Source organism: Pseudomonas asgharzadehiana (assembly GCF_019139815.1).
Taxonomy (GTDB): domain Bacteria; phylum Pseudomonadota; class Gammaproteobacteria; order Pseudomonadales; family Pseudomonadaceae; genus Aquipseudomonas; species Aquipseudomonas asgharzadehiana.
The window spans coordinates 2,550,820-2,566,354 of the sequence record NZ_CP077079.1 but is presented as its reverse complement, the minus strand read 5'-3'; the positions used below and the strand labels follow the sequence as shown (position 1 = coordinate 2,566,354).

Annotated in this window: 13 protein-coding genes; 4 read left to right on the top strand and 9 right to left on the bottom strand. The window is 64.6% G+C overall.

Features of this window, described 5'->3' with window-relative positions:
- The first annotated feature begins 11 nt into the window (after window positions 1–11).
- Window positions 12–1,052, top strand: coding sequence for a Rieske 2Fe-2S domain-containing protein (locus tag KSS96_RS11865; RefSeq protein ID WP_017528281.1), 1,041 nt, complete (start codon window positions 12–14; stop codon window positions 1,050–1,052).
- Window positions 1,049–1,999 carry a PDR/VanB family oxidoreductase gene (locus KSS96_RS11860; protein ID WP_065877788.1) on the top strand — a complete coding sequence of 317 codons (951 nt, stop codon included), beginning with the start codon at window positions 1,049–1,051 and terminating at the stop codon, window positions 1,997–1,999. The genes KSS96_RS11865 and KSS96_RS11860 overlap by 4 nt, the downstream gene beginning before the upstream one ends.
- A 6-nt stretch (window positions 2,000–2,005) precedes the next feature.
- On the opposite strand, the gene KSS96_RS11855 is transcribed toward KSS96_RS11860, so the two are convergent.
- The 5 genes from KSS96_RS11855 to KSS96_RS11835 all read right to left on the bottom strand — a co-directional run bounded on the left by KSS96_RS11855 (window position 2,006) and on the right by KSS96_RS11835 (window position 8,507).
- Window positions 2,006–2,719, bottom strand: a complete 714-nt coding sequence (locus KSS96_RS11855; protein ID WP_017528279.1) for a GntR family transcriptional regulator — start codon at window positions 2,717–2,719, stop codon at window positions 2,006–2,008.
- Window positions 2,720–2,966: 247 nt separating this feature from the next.
- Entirely contained in the window at window positions 2,967–4,208 is a 1,242-nt protein-coding gene (locus KSS96_RS11850) for a thiolase family protein (protein ID WP_065879545.1), read from the bottom strand.
- On the bottom strand, window positions 4,205–6,088 hold the full coding sequence (locus KSS96_RS11845; RefSeq protein WP_065878557.1) for a feruloyl-CoA synthase: 1,884 nt from the start codon (window positions 6,086–6,088) through the stop codon (window positions 4,205–4,207). The genes KSS96_RS11850 and KSS96_RS11845 overlap by 4 nt, the downstream gene beginning before the upstream one ends.
- A 62-nt stretch (window positions 6,089–6,150) precedes the next feature.
- The gene (locus tag KSS96_RS11840; protein WP_065878558.1) at window positions 6,151–7,599 is read right to left on the bottom strand and encodes an aldehyde dehydrogenase; all 1,449 of its coding nucleotides are present in this window, start codon (window positions 7,597–7,599) and stop codon (window positions 6,151–6,153) included.
- Window positions 7,600–7,676: 77 nt separating this feature from the next.
- Window positions 7,677–8,507 carry a p-hydroxycinnamoyl CoA hydratase/lyase gene (locus KSS96_RS11835; protein WP_017528275.1) on the bottom strand — a complete coding sequence of 277 codons (831 nt, stop codon included), beginning with the start codon at window positions 8,505–8,507 and terminating at the stop codon, window positions 7,677–7,679.
- A 213-nt stretch (window positions 8,508–8,720) separates the two neighbouring features.
- Between KSS96_RS11835 and KSS96_RS11830 the strand changes: the two genes are divergently transcribed.
- Window positions 8,721–9,209, top strand: a complete 489-nt coding sequence (locus KSS96_RS11830; protein WP_068932200.1) for a MarR family winged helix-turn-helix transcriptional regulator — start codon at window positions 8,721–8,723, stop codon at window positions 9,207–9,209.
- A gap of 1 nt (window position 9,210) precedes the next feature.
- On the opposite strand, the gene KSS96_RS11825 is transcribed toward KSS96_RS11830, so the two are convergent.
- Window positions 9,211–10,527 (bottom strand): OprD family porin, encoded by a 1,317-nt coding sequence (locus KSS96_RS11825; protein WP_065878560.1) that lies wholly within the window; start codon window positions 10,525–10,527, stop codon window positions 9,211–9,213.
- 305 nt (window positions 10,528–10,832) lie between these two features.
- On the opposite strand from KSS96_RS11825, the gene mhpT reads away from it, so the two are divergent.
- A complete protein-coding gene (mhpT, locus tag KSS96_RS11820) occupies window positions 10,833–12,065 on the top strand; it encodes a 3-(3-hydroxy-phenyl)propionate transporter MhpT (RefSeq protein WP_135196984.1) in 1,233 nt (410 codons plus the stop codon).
- Here mhpT and KSS96_RS11815 read toward each other — a convergent pair.
- The 3 genes from KSS96_RS11815 to KSS96_RS11805 form a co-directional block, all read right to left on the bottom strand.
- A complete protein-coding gene (locus KSS96_RS11815; RefSeq protein WP_065878564.1) occupies window positions 12,043–12,990 on the bottom strand; it encodes a SphA family protein in 948 nt (315 codons plus the stop codon). The two genes, mhpT and KSS96_RS11815, sit on opposite strands and share 23 nt — an antisense overlap.
- Window positions 12,991–13,071: 81 nt before the next feature.
- Entirely contained in the window at window positions 13,072–13,839 is a 768-nt protein-coding gene (locus tag KSS96_RS11810; RefSeq protein WP_017528270.1) for a coniferyl-alcohol dehydrogenase, read from the bottom strand.
- Window positions 13,840–13,896: 57 nt separating this feature from the next.
- Window positions 13,897–15,372, bottom strand: a complete 1,476-nt coding sequence (locus KSS96_RS11805; RefSeq protein WP_017528269.1) for a benzaldehyde dehydrogenase — start codon at window positions 15,370–15,372, stop codon at window positions 13,897–13,899.
- Window positions 15,373–15,535: the final 163 nt, after the last annotated feature.

Here is a 15,535-nt window from a genome sequence, read left to right as displayed (position 1 = left end):
GGAGAGTCACCATGTACCCCAAGAACACGTGGTATGTCGCCTGCACCCCCGATGAAATCGCGCACAAGCCGCTGGGCAGGCAGATCTGCGGTGAAAAAATGGTGTTTTATCGTGGCCTGGAAGGCGCGGTGGTGGCGGTCGAGGACTTCTGCCCCCATCGTGGCGCGCCGTTGTCGTTGGGCTATGTCGAGAACGGCAACCTGGTGTGCGGCTATCACGGCCTGGTGATGGGCTGCGATGGCAAGACGGTTGAGATGCCTGGCCAGCGGGTACGCGGTTTTCCCTGCAACAAGACCTTCGCGGCGGTTGAGCGCTACGGCTTTATCTGGGTATGGCCGGGTGATCAGGCCCAGGCCGACCCTGCGCTGATTCATCACTTGGAATGGGCCGTGAGTGACGAGTGGGCGTATGGCGGCGGGCTGTTCGATATCCAGTGCGATTACCGCCTGATGATCGACAACCTGATGGACCTGACCCACGAAACCTACGTGCATGCCTCCAGCATCGGCCAGAAGGAAATCGACGAGGCGCCGCCCGTGACCACGGTGGAAGGCGACGAAGTGGTCACCGCCCGGCATATGGAAAACATCATGGCGCCGCCGTTCTGGCGCATGGCCCTGCGCGGCAATAACCTGGCCGATGACGTGCCGGTGGATCGCTGGCAGATCTGTCGCTTTACCCCGCCCAGCCATGTGCTGATCGAAGTCGGCGTGGCCCATGCCGGCAAGGGCGGTTACCACGCCGCGCCCGAACACAAGGCGGCGAGCATTGTGGTGGATTTCATCACCCCGCAGACCGACACGTCGATCTGGTACTTCTGGGGCATGGCGCGCAATTTCAACCCTCGTGATGAAGCACTCACCGCCAGCATTCGCGAAGGCCAGGGCAAGATTTTCAGCGAAGACCTGGAGATGCTCGAACGCCAGCAACAGAACCTGCTCGCTCACCCGACGCGCAACCTGCTCAAGCTGAATATCGACGCTGGTGGCGTGCAGTCGCGCAAGGTCCTGGAGCGCCTGATCGCGCGCGAACGCGCCGGAGCGCCATCATGATCGAGGTGGTGGTGACGTCGCGGCGCGTCGAGGCGCTGGACATTTGCAGCTATGAACTGGCCCGTGTCGATGGCGCACCCTTGCCGCCGTTCAGTGCCGGGGCGCATATCGATGTGCACCTGCCCGATGGGCTGACCCGCCAGTATTCCCTGTGTAATCACCCTGAGGAACGCCATCGCTACCTGATCGGCGTGCTCAATGACCCTGCCTCGCGGGGCGGCTCGCGCAGCCTGCACGAACAGGTGCATGAAGGCGCCCGCCTGACCATCAGCGAACCGCGCAACCTGTTCCCGTTGGTCCATGAAGCCCGGCGCAGCCTGTTGTTCGCCGGTGGCATCGGCATCACGCCGATATTGTGCATGGCCGAACGCCTGGCCCAGGGCGGGGCCGACTTCCAATTGCATTACTGCGCCCGCGCCAGTGAACGCGCGGCGTTTGTGCAGCGCCTCAAGGATTCGTCGTTTGCCGAGCGGGTATTCCTGCATTTCGATGAGCAACCCGACACGGCGCTCAATACCGCCCAGGTACTGGCGGCACCGGCGGACGACGTGCACCTGTATGTCTGCGGCCCCGGCGGCTTCATGCAGCATGTGCTCGACAGCGCCCGCGCCCAGGGCTGGCAGGAGGACTGCCTGCACCGCGAATACTTCTCGGCGGCGCCGGTGGACAACAGCCTGGACGGCAGCTTTTCGGTACGGATCGCCAGCAGCGGCCAAGTCTATGAGGTACCGGCCGACAAGAGCGTGGTCCAGGTGTTGGAACACCACGGCATCGAGATTGCCGTGTCCTGCGAACAAGGCATCTGCGGCACCTGCCTGACCCGCGTGCTGGAAGGCATACCGGAACACCGCGACCTGTTTCTCACCGAGCAGGAACAAGCCCTGAATGACCAGTTCACGCCGTGCTGCTCACGCGCAAAAACCGCGCTGCTGGTGCTCGATATCTGAACCGCGTCACGACGCGGGCAAGATCACCTTCATGCGTGCATCGGCGGTGGCGCTGCTGAAGATCTCGGCGTAGCGCAAGGTTGCATTGGCGTGTTCGCGCATGATGGCTTCGGCCCGGGCGCCCTGGCGATTGACCAGGGCGTCGAACACCGAATGGTGTTGCATGTGGGCATAGTTGAAGCGCCGGTATTCGCGGGCCATGTCCTCACGGTCCACCGCCAGCGCCGTCACCGAGGCGAACGGCAGGTGATCGTTGCGCGCCAGCGCATCGGCAATCGCCGGGTTGTGGCTGCCTTCGACGATGACCTGGTGAAAACGCATGTTCAGGTCGTGGTAGACCTCCAGGTCGTCCTCGGTGACGTAGCCCTTGTCGAACAGTTGATCGCCTTCGACCAGGCAACGCTCAAGCACCCTGCGCGCCTCGTCGGACAAGCCCCGCTCAGCGGTCTGGCGCGCCGCCAGGCCTTCAAGCACACCGCGCACTTCGACCGCCCCGGCAATATCGTCGGGGCTGACCGAACGCACCTGATACCCGCGCCCGCCAAACGGCACCAGCAACCCTTCCTGCTCCAGGGTACGGAACGCCATGCGTACCGGCATGCGCGACACACCAAAGCGTTGCGCCGTGGGGATCTCCATCAAGCGCTCGCCTGCCGCCAACTCGCCGCTGGCAATCATCTTGCGCAGCGCAACCAGCACCAATTGACCGGGCTTACTCATCCAGGCAACTTCCAGAAAACGTGGGCCGCCATAGTACCGCAAGCCTGCGGTGCCGTCAGACGAACGCCAGAGCCAGAACAGACGGAGGTCTACCTGATGTATGGAGATCAAAATGTGGCAGGGGCTTGCCCCCGATGGCAGTCTGTCAGCCGACCACTGAGTGATTGATGCACCGCTATCGGGAGCAAGCCCCCTCTCACATTTAGATCGCGCGATGTCAGTCAGATAGTTGCCGGCTCCCGAGCCGTCACGGGTGCCAGGCCGGGTTTTCGATCAACAACGCCATCCCCTGCCCGCCCCCCACGCACGCAGCCGCAATCCCATAACGCAAATGGTGCCGACGCAGTTGCCGAGCCAGGCTCATGACCAGCCGCAGCCCGGTGGCGGCCAACGGATGCCCGAGCGCAAGGGAGCCGCCCTCGACGTTAAGCCGTGTGCTGTCCAGTTCCAGCGCCTGGGCCACCGCCAGCACCTGCGCGGCCTGGGCCTCGTTGATCTCGAAGCGGCCGATATCGCCCTGGCTCAGCCCGCTGCGTTGCAACAGCAGGCGAATCGCCGGGGCCGGGCCGATGCCCATGAACTCCGGGGCCACCCCCACCACCGCACTGGCCACCAGCCGGGCCAGCGCCGGGCGCGTGCTGTCGCAGGCTCGCCCTACCAGCGCCGCCGCCGCGCCGTCGACCACCGCACAACTGTTGCCGGCGGTTTGCACACCGTCGGCATGAATCGCGCGCAAACGCGCCAGGGCGCCCAGGTCGGTAGGCCGTGGGTGGCTGTCCACGCTGACCGTACCGGCCTGGCGCGCCAGGCTGATCCCCCTCGGCTGGTACCCCTCAAGTTCGAATACCTGGCTCTCCACCGCCACGATCTCTTCCACCCAGGCCCCATCACGTTGCGCCTGCAATGCGCGCTGATGACTGTCGCAGGCATACCGATCCACCGCCTCGCGGCTCAAGCCGTATCGGCGCGCCAGGTTGTCGGCGGTGGCGATCATGTCCACCGCCGGGGCCGGGTCGTACAGCGCCTCCCAGAGGAAATCCTTGAATTGCACCTCGCCCCCCAGGCGAAACCCGCCCCGGTGGGTGTAGGCGGCAATCGGGTTGCGCGACATCGACTCAGCCGCCACGCACAACGCCAGTTGCGTCCCATCGCGCAGTTGCCCGGCGGCCTGGCGCAACAGCTCGAAACCGGTGGCGCAGATGCGCTGCACCCCCAGCGCCGGGACCGCTTGCGCCACACCGCTGTACAACCCGATATGCCGTGGCAGCAAGTAGGCATCGAAACTGGCCTGGGCCATGGAGCCGGCCAGTACGCTGTCCACCGCCTGCGCTTCGATGCCGGCGCGGGCCAGCACCTCGCGGCCGACCTTGATGCCCAGGTCGATCGGCGACACTTGCGACAGCGCCCCGCCAAGGTCGACCCAGGGCGTGCGCACCGCGTCGAAAATCGCTACATCGGCAAACGCCGCGTACTGCCCGGCGCCGCTCACGCCTTGGGCTCGGCGCGCAGGATCGTCGGGTCTTCACCGCGATACAACGCCTCGACCTTGGCCGCGCGCCATTGCAGCACTGCGCGCTGGTTGATCGAGCCTTTGTCGGTGATTTCGCCACGGTCGATGGACGCCGGTTCGTCGAGCACGGCAATCCACTCCAGGCGGCTGGCATTGCCGGTGGCTTCGCGGTTGAGGCGCTGCAACCAGTCGCCGAACCACTGGCGCACCGGCGCGCTGGCCAGTACCTCGGCGTCACTGGCATCAACGCTCAAGCCCGCCAGGCGACGGCATTCGTAGGGCCTGGGAAAAACCAGGGCCCCCAGGCATTCACGGTCCGGCGCGGCGATCACCAGGTCCTGCACGTACGGCGAGCCTTCGAGCACCGCGCGATTGCGCAACGGGCCGACGCTGACAAACACCCCGGAAGACAGCTTGAAGTCCTCGGCCATGCGCCCGTCGAACATCAGCCCCAGTTGCGGCCGCTCAGGGTCGGCGAGCTTGATCGCATCGCCCGAACAGTAAAAACCCTGCTCATCGAATACTTCGGCGGTTTGCTCGGGCGCCCGCCAGTAGCCCGGCATGATGTGCGGCCCGCGAAAGCGCCCTTCGAACTTACCGTCCAGCGGCACCAGGCGCACCTCGCACCCCGGTGCCGGCAAACCGATGTAACCGGCCATCGACAATGGCCCGGTGGTGAAGGTGCAGGACGGCGCGGCTTCGGTCATGCCCAGCCCGGCCATCATGCGGATGCGCTCGCCACAGTGCTGCTCGGCCACTCGGTCGAGGCGGTCCCAGACCCGTTGCGAGAGACCGGCGGCCGCAAAAAAGAACAGCTTCATTCGCGCAAAAAAGCGCTCGCGCAACTCGGCGTCCTGTTCCAGGGCCGTGACCAGCTCTTCCCAGCCCTTGGGCACGGTCAGGTAGGCGGTGGGCGAAATCTCCTTGAGATTGCGCAGGGTCTCGGCAATGCCCTGGGCGGTGGGTTTGCCATTGTCCAGGTAAAACGTGCCGCCGTTGTAGAGCACGATGCCGACGTTGTGGCTGCCGCCAAAGGTGTGATTCCACGGCAGCCAGTCCACCAGCACCGGCGGTTCCTCGCCAAACACCGGAAACGTCTGCAACAGCATCTGCTGGTTGGCGCAGAGCATGCGTTGGGTGGTGACCACCGCCTTGGGCAACTTGGTCGAGCCGGAGGTGAAGAGAAATTTGGCGATGCTGTCCGGCCCGGTGGCGTCAAACGCCGCCTCGGCCTCGGCGCCACCCGGCGTTTGCAGCAGGCTCGCAAAGCTTGCCTGGCTGCGCCCCGACACTTGGCCGCGCACGCAGATCAGCGGGGTGTCGGCCGGCAACACGGCGTCGATCGCGCGCTGGTATGCCAGCGCATCACTGACGAACACCAGCCCCGGCTGCAGCAGGTCGCACACATGCCGCAGCTTGGCGAAATCCTGGGACAACAATGAGTACGCGGGCGACACCGGGCAATAGGGAATACCGGCATACATGGCGCCGAGCGCGAGCTGCAGATGCTCGATATCGTTGCCCGACAGCAGCGCCAACGGCTTGTGCGCCGACAGCCCATAACCGAGTAAACCCTGGGCAATGGCGCGCACGCTGTCGAGCATTTCCCGGTAGCTGACGCGGCGCCACGCGCCGTCGGCCTGGCGTGCGGCGATAAAGGTTTGCTCGGGCCGCACCTGCGCCCAATGCACCAGCCGGTCGAGTAAGCGCGGCGGCAACTCGGCCAGGGGTTCCAGGGAACGCATATGCAGCACGCCCTGTTCTTCAGTGACCTCGACCGGCGCATGGCCGATGGACACCGCGCGGTATCGCGGCGGGTGCTGCTCGGGCTGGGGTTGCGCTCTGAATTCGGAACTCACAAGGATGTCCTCCGTCAAGGCGGGCCAACGCCGCCTTGTTATTGTTAGGTCGCGATGCCTGCTCAGATCGGATAGTGCCGTGGCCCGTTCTGCAAGGTCACCCAGCGCAGTTGCGTAAAGTGTTCAATCGCAGCCTTGCCGCCGAAACTGCCGTAGCCGCTGGACTTGACCCCGCCGAAGGGCATCTGCGCTTCGTCATGCACGGTCGGGCCGTTGATGTGGCAAATGCCCGACTCCACCCGTTGCGCCAGCGCCAGGGCACGCCCGGTGTCGCGGCTGAAGATCGCCGCCGACAGGCCAAATTCGGAGTCATTGGCCAGGCGCAGCAGCGCTTCATCACCCTCACCACGCAGCAGCACCGCCACCGGGCCGAAGGACTCTTCGCGGTACAGGCGCATGTGTTCGGTGACGCCATCGATCAGCGTCGGTTGCAGAATGCTGCCGTCCAGTTGCCCACCCGTCACCAAGCGTGCGCCTTTGCTCAGCGCGTCGTCGATCAGCGCCTTGATGCGCGTTCCGGCGCTGGCATCCACCAGGGAACCCAGCACAGAATCCGGCGCAGCGGGATCGCCCGCGTGCAGGGTCGCGACCTTGGCCGCCAGCTTGGCGACAAACGCATCAGCGACCTTGGCGTCGACAATCAGGCGTTCGGTGGACATGCAGATCTGCCCCTGATTGAAATAGGCGCCAAAGGCCGCCGCCGCTACCGCCGCATCCAGGTCAGCGTCGTCGAGCACCAGCAACGGCGCTTTACCGCCCAGTTCCAGCAACGCCGGTTTGAGGTGACGTGCCGCTAGCTCGCCGACAATCCGTCCGACATGGGTGGAGCCGGTGAAGTTGACCCGCCGCACCGCCGGGTTGGCGATCAGCCGTTCGACGATGGCGGCGGCATCCGCCGGGGCATTGCTGATCACATTGACCACGCCATCGCCAAGGCCGGCGTCTTGCAACACCTGGCCGATCAGACGGTGCACCGCCGGGCTCAACTCCGACGCCTTGAGCACCACGGTGTTGCCGCAGGCCAGCGGCATGGCGATGGCGCGGGTGGCGAGGATGACCGGGGCATTCCACGGCGCGATGCCCAGCACCACGCCGCACGGCTGACGCAAGGCCATGGCGAAACTGCCGGGCACATCGGAGGGGATCACGTCGCCCGTGATCTGGGTGGTCATCGACGCGGCTTCGCGCAGGATGTTGGCCGCCAGGCGCACGTTAAAGCCATACCAGTTGGCCATGGCGCCGGTCTCGCCGGCAGCGGCGATAAATTCGGCGCTGCGCGCCTGCAAGTGTTCGGCGGCAATGAGCAAACGCGTGCGGCGCTCGTTGGGCGCCAGCGCCGCCCATGTGGGGAACGCGGCCTGGGCAGCGGCCACGGCGGCGTCGGCGTCGTCCAGGGTGGCGGCGGCCACCCGCGAGACCACGTCACCGGTCACCGGGTTGCGACGCTCAAAGGTTCGACCGTCGCGGGCAGGGCACGACTGGCCGCCAATCAGTAGGGGCACGTCCAGCATGGTGATTCCTCTTTATTATCTTTATCGGGAATACGTTCAGCTTCGGTCACAGCAGCGCGGCCCGAGGGCCGCGTGTCTCAGCGTTTATACGCCTGCAGGCCAGGCTTGATGCTCTTGTCGTCGAGGAACTGCTTCATACCCTGCTCGCGACCGCCCTCGGTGTCGAGCAAGCGCGACTGATCGAGCTTGGCGTAGAGGTAATCCTCGTTCTGCTCCCAGGTCAGTTCGCGGCAACGTTTGAAGCCATGTTTGGCCGCACGCAGCACCACCGGGTTTTTCTCCAGCAGGTTACGCGCCAGCTCAATGGTGACTTCGCGCAGCTGGGCCAGCGGTACGCTCTCGTTGACCAGGCCCATTTCGGCGGCTTTGCGCCCGTCGAAGGTCTTGCCGGTCATGATGTAGTACAGCGACTGGCGATGGCCCACGGTGTCGGCCATGGCCTTGCTTACCAGGTTGCCCGGCGGGATGCCCCAGTTGATTTCCGAGAGGCCGAAGGTGGCTTCGTCGGCGCAGATCGCCAGGTCGCATGCCACCAGCGGGCTGAAGCCGCCACCGAAGCACCAGCCATTGACCATGGCGATGGTCGGCTTGGCGTACATGCGCAGCAACTTCCATTGCCATTGCGAGGCTTCGCGGCGGATTTTTTCCTGGAGGATTTCCGGGCCGGCGTCCACTTCGCGAAAGTATTCCTTGAGGTCCATGCCCGCGGTCCAGGCTTCACCGGCGCCGGTCAGCACCAGAACACCGGCGGCCGGGTCCTGCTCGAGGGTCTCCAGCACGTCGATCATTTCCCGGTTGAGGGTCGGGCTCATGGCGTTGCGTTTTTCCGGACGATTGAGAATGACCCAGGCAATGCCTTCCTCGATCTCGACTTTGACGGTGGTCCAACGGCCTTCGTAATTGCTCATGGCGGTACGCTCTTGTTCTGGTGTGAAGATGATTCGAAATTAAACCGCAAATATAGTTATGTCAATTAACTATTAATCCAGATAACCACTATTTTTCGCGCCGGCACCCAGGTTTTTTTCGGGCGGCGTAAAAAGCCGGCATAGCCATTGCTCGCCAACCCCGGCAAACTAGATAGCCTTCTTAACCGCCACCTTCTGAGGACTGCACTGCCCATGGCCAAGCCTTCCAACATCGCCGCCAGCCAGGCCCTACCCGACCACGACGAGGGGCGGCCGCCGCTGGATTCAGCCCTGGACGATCTGATCGGTTATGCCATGCGCCGCGCCCAGCTCAAGCTGTTCCAGAACCTGATCAGCCGGCTGGCGGACCACGACCTGCGCCCCGCGCAGTTCTCGGCCCTGGCGATCATCGAGCAAAACCCAGGGCTGATGCAGGCCGACCTGGCGCGCGCCCTGGCCATCGAGCCGCCCCAGGTGGTGCCGTTGCTGAACAAACTGGAAAGCCGCGCCCTCGCCGTGCGCGTGCGTTGCAAACCGGACAAGCGCTCCTACGGGATCTTCCTCAGCAAACCCGGTGAAGCGCTGCTCAAGCAACTCAAGGACATCGCCACGCAAAGCGACCTGGACGCCACCGCAGCCCTGGACGTCGAGGAACGTGCAGAGCTGCTGCGCTTGCTCAAGAAGGTCTACCAGGACGGATGACCTACCACAGCGCCACGGTGTAGAGCACCAGGAAGCGGGTCTGGTTTTCATCGCGAAACGCCGCGCCACCAGGGAAGTCGTTACGGTAGATCGACTTGCGCGCCATCAGCCCGAGGTTTTTCAGCGGGCCACTCTGGATCACGTAGCCCAGTTCCATCTGGAACTCGCGCTCCTTGCGCTCCTCGGCATTGAAGGCTGCCAGCTCAATGTTGTCACCCCGCACATAGCGCAGCCGGGTCTTCAGGCCCGGCACGCCCGACGCGGCGAAATCATAGTCATAGATGGCCTGCCAGGTGCGCTCCTTGGCGTTGAGAAAGTCCGAACTCATGGTCAGTTCGCTCATGCCCATCAATTCGGTGCCGGAGATATAGGGCGTGGCCGTCTCCCCACTGGAACGCATGTAGCCCAGGCTGACCCGGTGGCCGCCCAGGCGGTAGCCGAACAGCGCCGAGAGGTTGCGGTTGTCGACCTTGCCGGCCTTGGCGCTGCCGTCCTCGCGGCTGAAGAAACTGCGCAGGTCGCTGGTGAACACGCCATCGCCCACCGGCAGGTTGTGCAGCAACGCCAGGGTGTCCTGCTGGTACAGGTCCGCCACTTCGGCGTGGTACGCGCGCAGGCTGAGGTCCTTGTTGACCTGGTAATCGCCGCCCACATACGCCAGGTGCGAGGTGGTGGCCGTGGCATTGAAACGCCGGTTGGGCGAGGCAATGGTCATGGCCTGGTAGTCGGTGGAGTCGCGCTTGTTGATGCGGTCGATGTAACCGGTGTTAAGCGTCAGGCCGTCGATGTCCTTGGAGCTCAAGGTGGTGCCGCGAAAGGTTTGCGGCAGCAGGCGCGACGGGCTGGCAAACGCGAACGGCAGGAAGATCGACACGTCGCCGGCCTTCACCGTGGTTTGCGCAAACCGCAGTTTGGCCGTCGGCGCCAGGCGCGAATATTCATCGGCGGCACGCTTGTCGCCGGCCGACACCGGCAATAATTCGGTGCCGCTGCGGTCCGGCGACGAGTCCAGCTTGACCCCCATCAACCCACGCACATCCAGGCCAAAGCCCAGCGGGCCAGGGGTATACCCCGATTCCAGGTTGAGGATGAACGCCTGCGCCCATTCCCGCGCGGCGGTCTTGGCGCCGTCGTCCTTGTAGTCACGGTCCAGGTAGTAATTGCGCAGCGTGAGGGTGCCATGGCTGTCGTCGATAAAGCCCGCCGCCCAGGACGGCGCTGGCAGGGCACTCAACATCAGCAACGCGCTGATCAGGCGTGGAGCGCTGTGAGGCACACAGCAGGCGGCCGCAACGGCGCCGGTGGGAAGTTTCGGCATGTTCGATGTCCATTTTTTGTTGTTGTTTTCGGGGCGGCACGCGCTTGGTCCAAGCGGCTTCGCGAATAGAGAATGGAAACAGCAGGCGGCACTCGTCAACAGCCACTGACCGATAATCGAACATTAATAAACGTATCTATTTGGCATTTTCCTACGCGCGCTAATCTCAAACGGCCGGGGTAGACGGCTCTTTTCATGATGGCGTGCGCAGATCCGCCGCCCTTCTTTTTATAGTTATATTTGTTATCTTAATTGCCAGCGGCCGGCCAGGCTCGCCACAACAAAAACAACAATGAGGTTTGCCCATGAACAGTCCATCGCGTCGTTCGACGCTGACGATCGCTCTGTGTTTTATCGTTGCGCTGATCGAAGGCTTCGACCTGCAAGCGGCCGGCACCACCGCCGCAGGGTTGCGCCACAGCTTTGCCCTCGACCCGAAAATGCTTGGCTGGGTGTTCAGCGTCGGGATCATCGGCCTGCTGCCGGGCGCGTTCTTTGGCGGCTGGATCGCCGACCGTATCGGCCGCAAGAAAATCCTGGTGATGGCGGTGCTGCTGTTCGGGCTGTTCTCCCTGAGCACCGCGTTTGTCGACAGCTACGGCAGCCTGTTGCTGGTGCGCTTCCTTACCGGCCTGGGCCTGGGTGCTGCGCTGCCCAACCTGATCGCCCTGTGCGCCGAAGCGGTGAGCGAGCGTAACCGCGGCACCGCCATCAGCGTGATGTACTGCGGCGTACCGCTGGGCGGCGCATTGGCGGCGGTGGTGGCGATGTTTTCCAGTGAACACTGGCAAACCACGTTTATCATCGGTGGCCTCGCGCCCTTGCTGGCCGTGCCGTTGATGATCCTGCTGCTGCCTGAATCCAGCGCCTTTCGCCAACAATCGCCCACCACGCCCGGCGCCCGCGCCTCTACCCGCCAGGCCCTGTTCGGCGAAGGTCGCGCGCGCACCACACTGGCGTTGTGGCTCAGTTATTTCTTCACCCTGACCGTGATGTACATGCTGCTCAATTGGCTGCCGTCGTTGTTGCTGGAACAAGGCTTCAGCAAACCCCAGGCGGGCATGGTGCAGATGCTGTTCAATATCGGCGGCGCCCTGGGCTCGCTGCTCGGCGGCGTGCTGCTGGACCGCTGCAATGCGCTCAAGGTGGTGGTGTTCGTATACGTCGGTTTGCTGGGCGCGCTGGCGGGTGTCGGCCTGTCGGTGGGCATCGTGCCCATGGCCATCGCGGGCTTCGCCGCCGGTTTGTTCGTGATGGCCGCGCAACTGGTGCTATACGCCAGCGCCCCGCCCTCCTACCCCACTGCCGTGCGCGCCACGGGTGTCGGGGCGGCCGTGGCCATCGGGCGATTGGGCTCGGTGGCCGGGCCGCTGGCAGCCGGGCAATTACTGGCGGCGGGCGCCGGTACCACCGGCGTGCTGCTGGCGACTTCGCCAGGGGTGGTCATTGCCGCACTCACCATCATCAGCGTGATGGTGCGTACGGCGCCCCTGAACCTGCCCGGTACCTCGACCTCTAGAACTGATGCAGCCAGTTGAGCACCAGTTTGTTGCCCTGGGTACGGTTTTGCGCCTGCTGCTCAAAGTAGGCGTTCACTGACAGCACGTTTTCCTTGTTGAACGCGTAGACCAGGCCTGGGCCGATGGCCCAGACCTTTTCGCGACGCCCGCTCACCGCGTCCCCATCAACCTTGGTGTCGGTGATCTGCTTCAACCAGTAGCCGTTCAACCCCACGCTCAGCTGTTGGCTCACGGCGTATTGCAACGTCAGGTTGGCGTGCAACGCCTGGCCGGCCTGGGTGCTGGAGACATCGCCAAAGCCGGCCGCCGGCTCATCGTTCTTGCCATTCCACAGGTACATGAAGCGCCCACTGGCCGACCACGTGGGGTTGAACCAGTAGGTGGCTGCGTAGTACGGGTTGAATGACCAGAAGTTACTGCCGGGGTTGATCGAGCGCTTGCGATCATAGGCGCCCACCGGCACCGAGATGTCGGCCTCGACACGCTGGGTCAGCAGCGGGCTGCCGTCAGCGCGGCTCATGGTCGGCAGTTGCAGGAAAGGCCCGATCACCACATCGCCAAACCCCGCGCGGGAACTGAGCGCAGCATTGTCCAGACCGTCATCGACATCCACATGGGCCAGCGACGTATTGATCAGGGTAAGGCCCGGCATCGCGCCGTTGGCCAGGGGTTGGCCGACGTAAATGATCTGCGTGGTCGGCGCCACCACTTCGACGTCCTGGCGGGGCAGCGCCAGCTTGTTACCGTGGGCATCGTTGAATCGGCTGGCCCGGGAGTACGTCAGGTATTCCTCAAGGTACCAACCGGGCCCGGCGGGTGCCGGCGAGCCATCATAGAAACTGGTGCTGCCCAGGTTAAGTCCTGGCAGGTCGTAGGCGTATGCGGTCGACGACAGCGCGACAAACGTGGTGGCCGCAACCGTCCGCAAGATAGGCTTGAGCATCTTGTATGTCCTGTATTTTTGTTGTTGTTCAAGACCCCCGGCGCGTTGGCTGCGCACCGGGGCTTAACGGGGTGGCAAGGCCTACACGTAGGTGGCCGCCAAGCCGCCATCCACCGGCAGGTTGACGCCGTTGACCCAGCGCGCCGCGTCCGAGCAGAGGAAGGCAATCACCGCCGCCACCTCGTCGGCCATGGCCGGGCGAGTCATGCGCCGGCTGTCCTGGGCCACCCGCTCCGGGCCGAGCATGCTGACGAAGTCACCGAGGATCGGCGTGAACACCGGCCCCGGCGCGACGCAGTTGATGCGCACACCGTGATCGCGGAACCAGGCCTGGGACTGCGCAAAGCTCCAGACAATCAGCGCCTCCTTGAAGTACTGGTAACAGCTAGCCTGCTCGACCGGATGGTCGTTGAGCCATTGCTGCCCGGCGCGGTAGCTTGCAGTCGCCGCCAACGCCTTGTGCTGCGCCAGCCGTTGCGGCCACTGCGCGCCGAGGACCGAGGCGACATTGACGATGCTGCCGCCCACCGGCAGGCGGGGCAACAACGCTTGGGTGAGATGGCGCAGCCCCAGGTAATTGACCTTGGCCACCGCTTGCACCGGTGCCGTGCCGGGCACGCCGGCAATGTTGCAAAGCGCGTCGACCCGCGCCGGCAGGCGCGTCACCAAGGCATCAATGCTGGCAGGGTCGCCCAGGTCGGCCTTAAAAAAACCATCCAGGGTCAACTGCGGTTCATGGCGATCGACACCAATGACCGTGGCGCCCTGGAAGCGCGCAAGCCGTGCCAACTCGGCGCCAATGCCTGAGGCGACGCCGGTGACGACCAGGGTTTTGTTGTGCAGGTTCATAGTCAAGCCCTCTTGTTTTTGTATAGGCGTGGGTGCATCAAAACCGCGAGCCGGGGCTCAGAAAGGGTAAGTCGGCGCAGTGTTTTTCACGGTGACCCACTGCCACTGGGTGTACTCGTCCCAGTCGGCCGGCCCGCCGACACTGCCGCCATTGCCGGACGCACCGCGCCCACCGAAGGGGTTGATGCATTCGTCTGCCACGGTCTGGTCGTTGATGTGCAGCAAGCCGACGTCAAGCCGCTCGCCGATGGCCATGGCACGCCCCACCGACGGCGAGATGATGCCGGCCGAGAGGCCGTATTCCGTGCGGTTGGCCAGCTCGATGGCCTCCTCGTCCGTGGCAAAACTGACCAGCGTGGCCACCGGGCCGAATATTTCATCTTCAAAGGCGCGCATGCCCGGCCGCACGCCGCTGAGCACGGTGGGCTGGTAAAACAACTGGTCGTATTCGCCGCCGGCTTCCAGCCGCGCACCGGCTTGCAGGCTGTCGCTGACGATCTCGTGTACACGCTGCAATTGGCGCGCGTTGATCAACGGGCCGAGCGCGGCTTCACCACGGGCGGCATTGCCCACGGTCAGGGCCCGAGCCTTGTCCACCAGCTTGCGCGTGAAGCTGGCGGCAATCGATTCATGCACCAGGATCAACCCGGTGGCCATGCAGATTTGCCCTTGGTGCAGCCAGGCGCCCCAGGCGGCGTTGCTCGCGGCCAGGTCGAGGTCGGCGTCTTCGAGGATGATCAACGGGTTCTTGCCGCCCAATTCCAGCGCGACTTTTTTCAGGTGTCGTCCGGCCACCTCGGCGACTTTGCGCCCCGCCGCCGTGGAGCCGGTGAACGCGATCATCCGCACATTGGGGTCGCGGCACAGTGCCTCGCCCGCCGGCGCGGCACCCGGCAACACGTGCAGCAGGCCCTTGGGCAGGCCAGCCTCCTCGAACAGCCGGGCGATGAGGAACCCGCCGCTGACCGGGGTTTGCGGGTCCGGCTTGAGCACCACTGCATTGCCCGCGGCCAGGGCCGGCGCCACCGAACGCATCGACAGCACCAACGGGAAGTTGAACGGGGAAATCACCCCGACCACGCCATGGGGTTGGCGCCGCGCATACGACAAGCGTCCCGCCGCACTGGGCAGCACCAGCCCATGGGGTTGGGACAACAGCCCCGCCGCCTGATGCAGCAGCACAATCGCCTCGCGCACTTCGTGTTCGCCCTTGAACAGCGCCGCCCCGGTTTCCCGCGCGACATACAGCGCCAGTTCGGCAAAGGACTGCTGGGCCAGATCGGCCGCCCTGCGAAACACTTCGGCGCGCTCCCGTGGGCCGAGGGCGGCCCATGCCGGTTGGGCCAGGGCCGCGCTGCGGCTGGCAATGGCGACGTCGGCGGGGCTGGCCATGGCGCAACGCATCAAGGGTTCGCCGGTGGCCGGCTCGATAACAGGGACCGCAGCCCCCGAGGCGGGTATCCAAGCGCCGTTGAACAGGCACTCGGACTCAATGGCCCGCTGTAGCAGGTGGGTGGTTTCAGACACTGACATGGCAACTCCGGTTCTTGTAATTGTCATCGTCCGCACAGGGTGCAAACGCCGCCTCAAGCCTTGAGCAAAGGCTGTGCCGTTTGCACGCGCCGGCCGGAGCATCCGCCGGCGAAGGCTCTAGGCCGGGGCCTGCCGCACACTGCCCAGGCACGCCGCGCCCAGC

Coding starts and splice junctions, on each gene's coding strand:
- KSS96_RS11865 (WP_017528281.1), top strand. CDS start 12: ATGTACCCCAAGAACACGTGGTATGTCGCCTGCACCCCCGATGAAATC.
- KSS96_RS11860 (WP_065877788.1), top strand. CDS start 1,049: ATGATCGAGGTGGTGGTGACGTCGCGGCGCGTCGAGGCGCTGGACATT.
- KSS96_RS11855 (WP_017528279.1), bottom strand. CDS start 2,719: ATGAGTAAGCCCGGTCAATTGGTGCTGGTTGCGCTGCGCAAGATGATT.
- KSS96_RS11840 (WP_065878558.1), bottom strand. CDS start 7,599: ATGCTGGACGTGCCCCTACTGATTGGCGGCCAGTCGTGCCCTGCCCGC.
- KSS96_RS11835 (WP_017528275.1), bottom strand. CDS start 8,507: ATGAGCAATTACGAAGGCCGTTGGACCACCGTCAAAGTCGAGATCGAG.
- KSS96_RS11830 (WP_068932200.1), top strand. CDS start 8,721: ATGGCCAAGCCTTCCAACATCGCCGCCAGCCAGGCCCTACCCGACCAC.
- KSS96_RS11825 (WP_065878560.1), bottom strand. CDS start 10,527: ATGCCGAAACTTCCCACCGGCGCCGTTGCGGCCGCCTGCTGTGTGCCT.
- mhpT (WP_135196984.1), top strand. CDS start 10,833: ATGAACAGTCCATCGCGTCGTTCGACGCTGACGATCGCTCTGTGTTTT.
- KSS96_RS11815 (WP_065878564.1), bottom strand. CDS start 12,990: ATGCTCAAGCCTATCTTGCGGACGGTTGCGGCCACCACGTTTGTCGCG.
- KSS96_RS11810 (WP_017528270.1), bottom strand. CDS start 13,839: ATGAACCTGCACAACAAAACCCTGGTCGTCACCGGCGTCGCCTCAGGC.
- KSS96_RS11805 (WP_017528269.1), bottom strand. CDS start 15,372: ATGTCAGTGTCTGAAACCACCCACCTGCTACAGCGGGCCATTGAGTCC.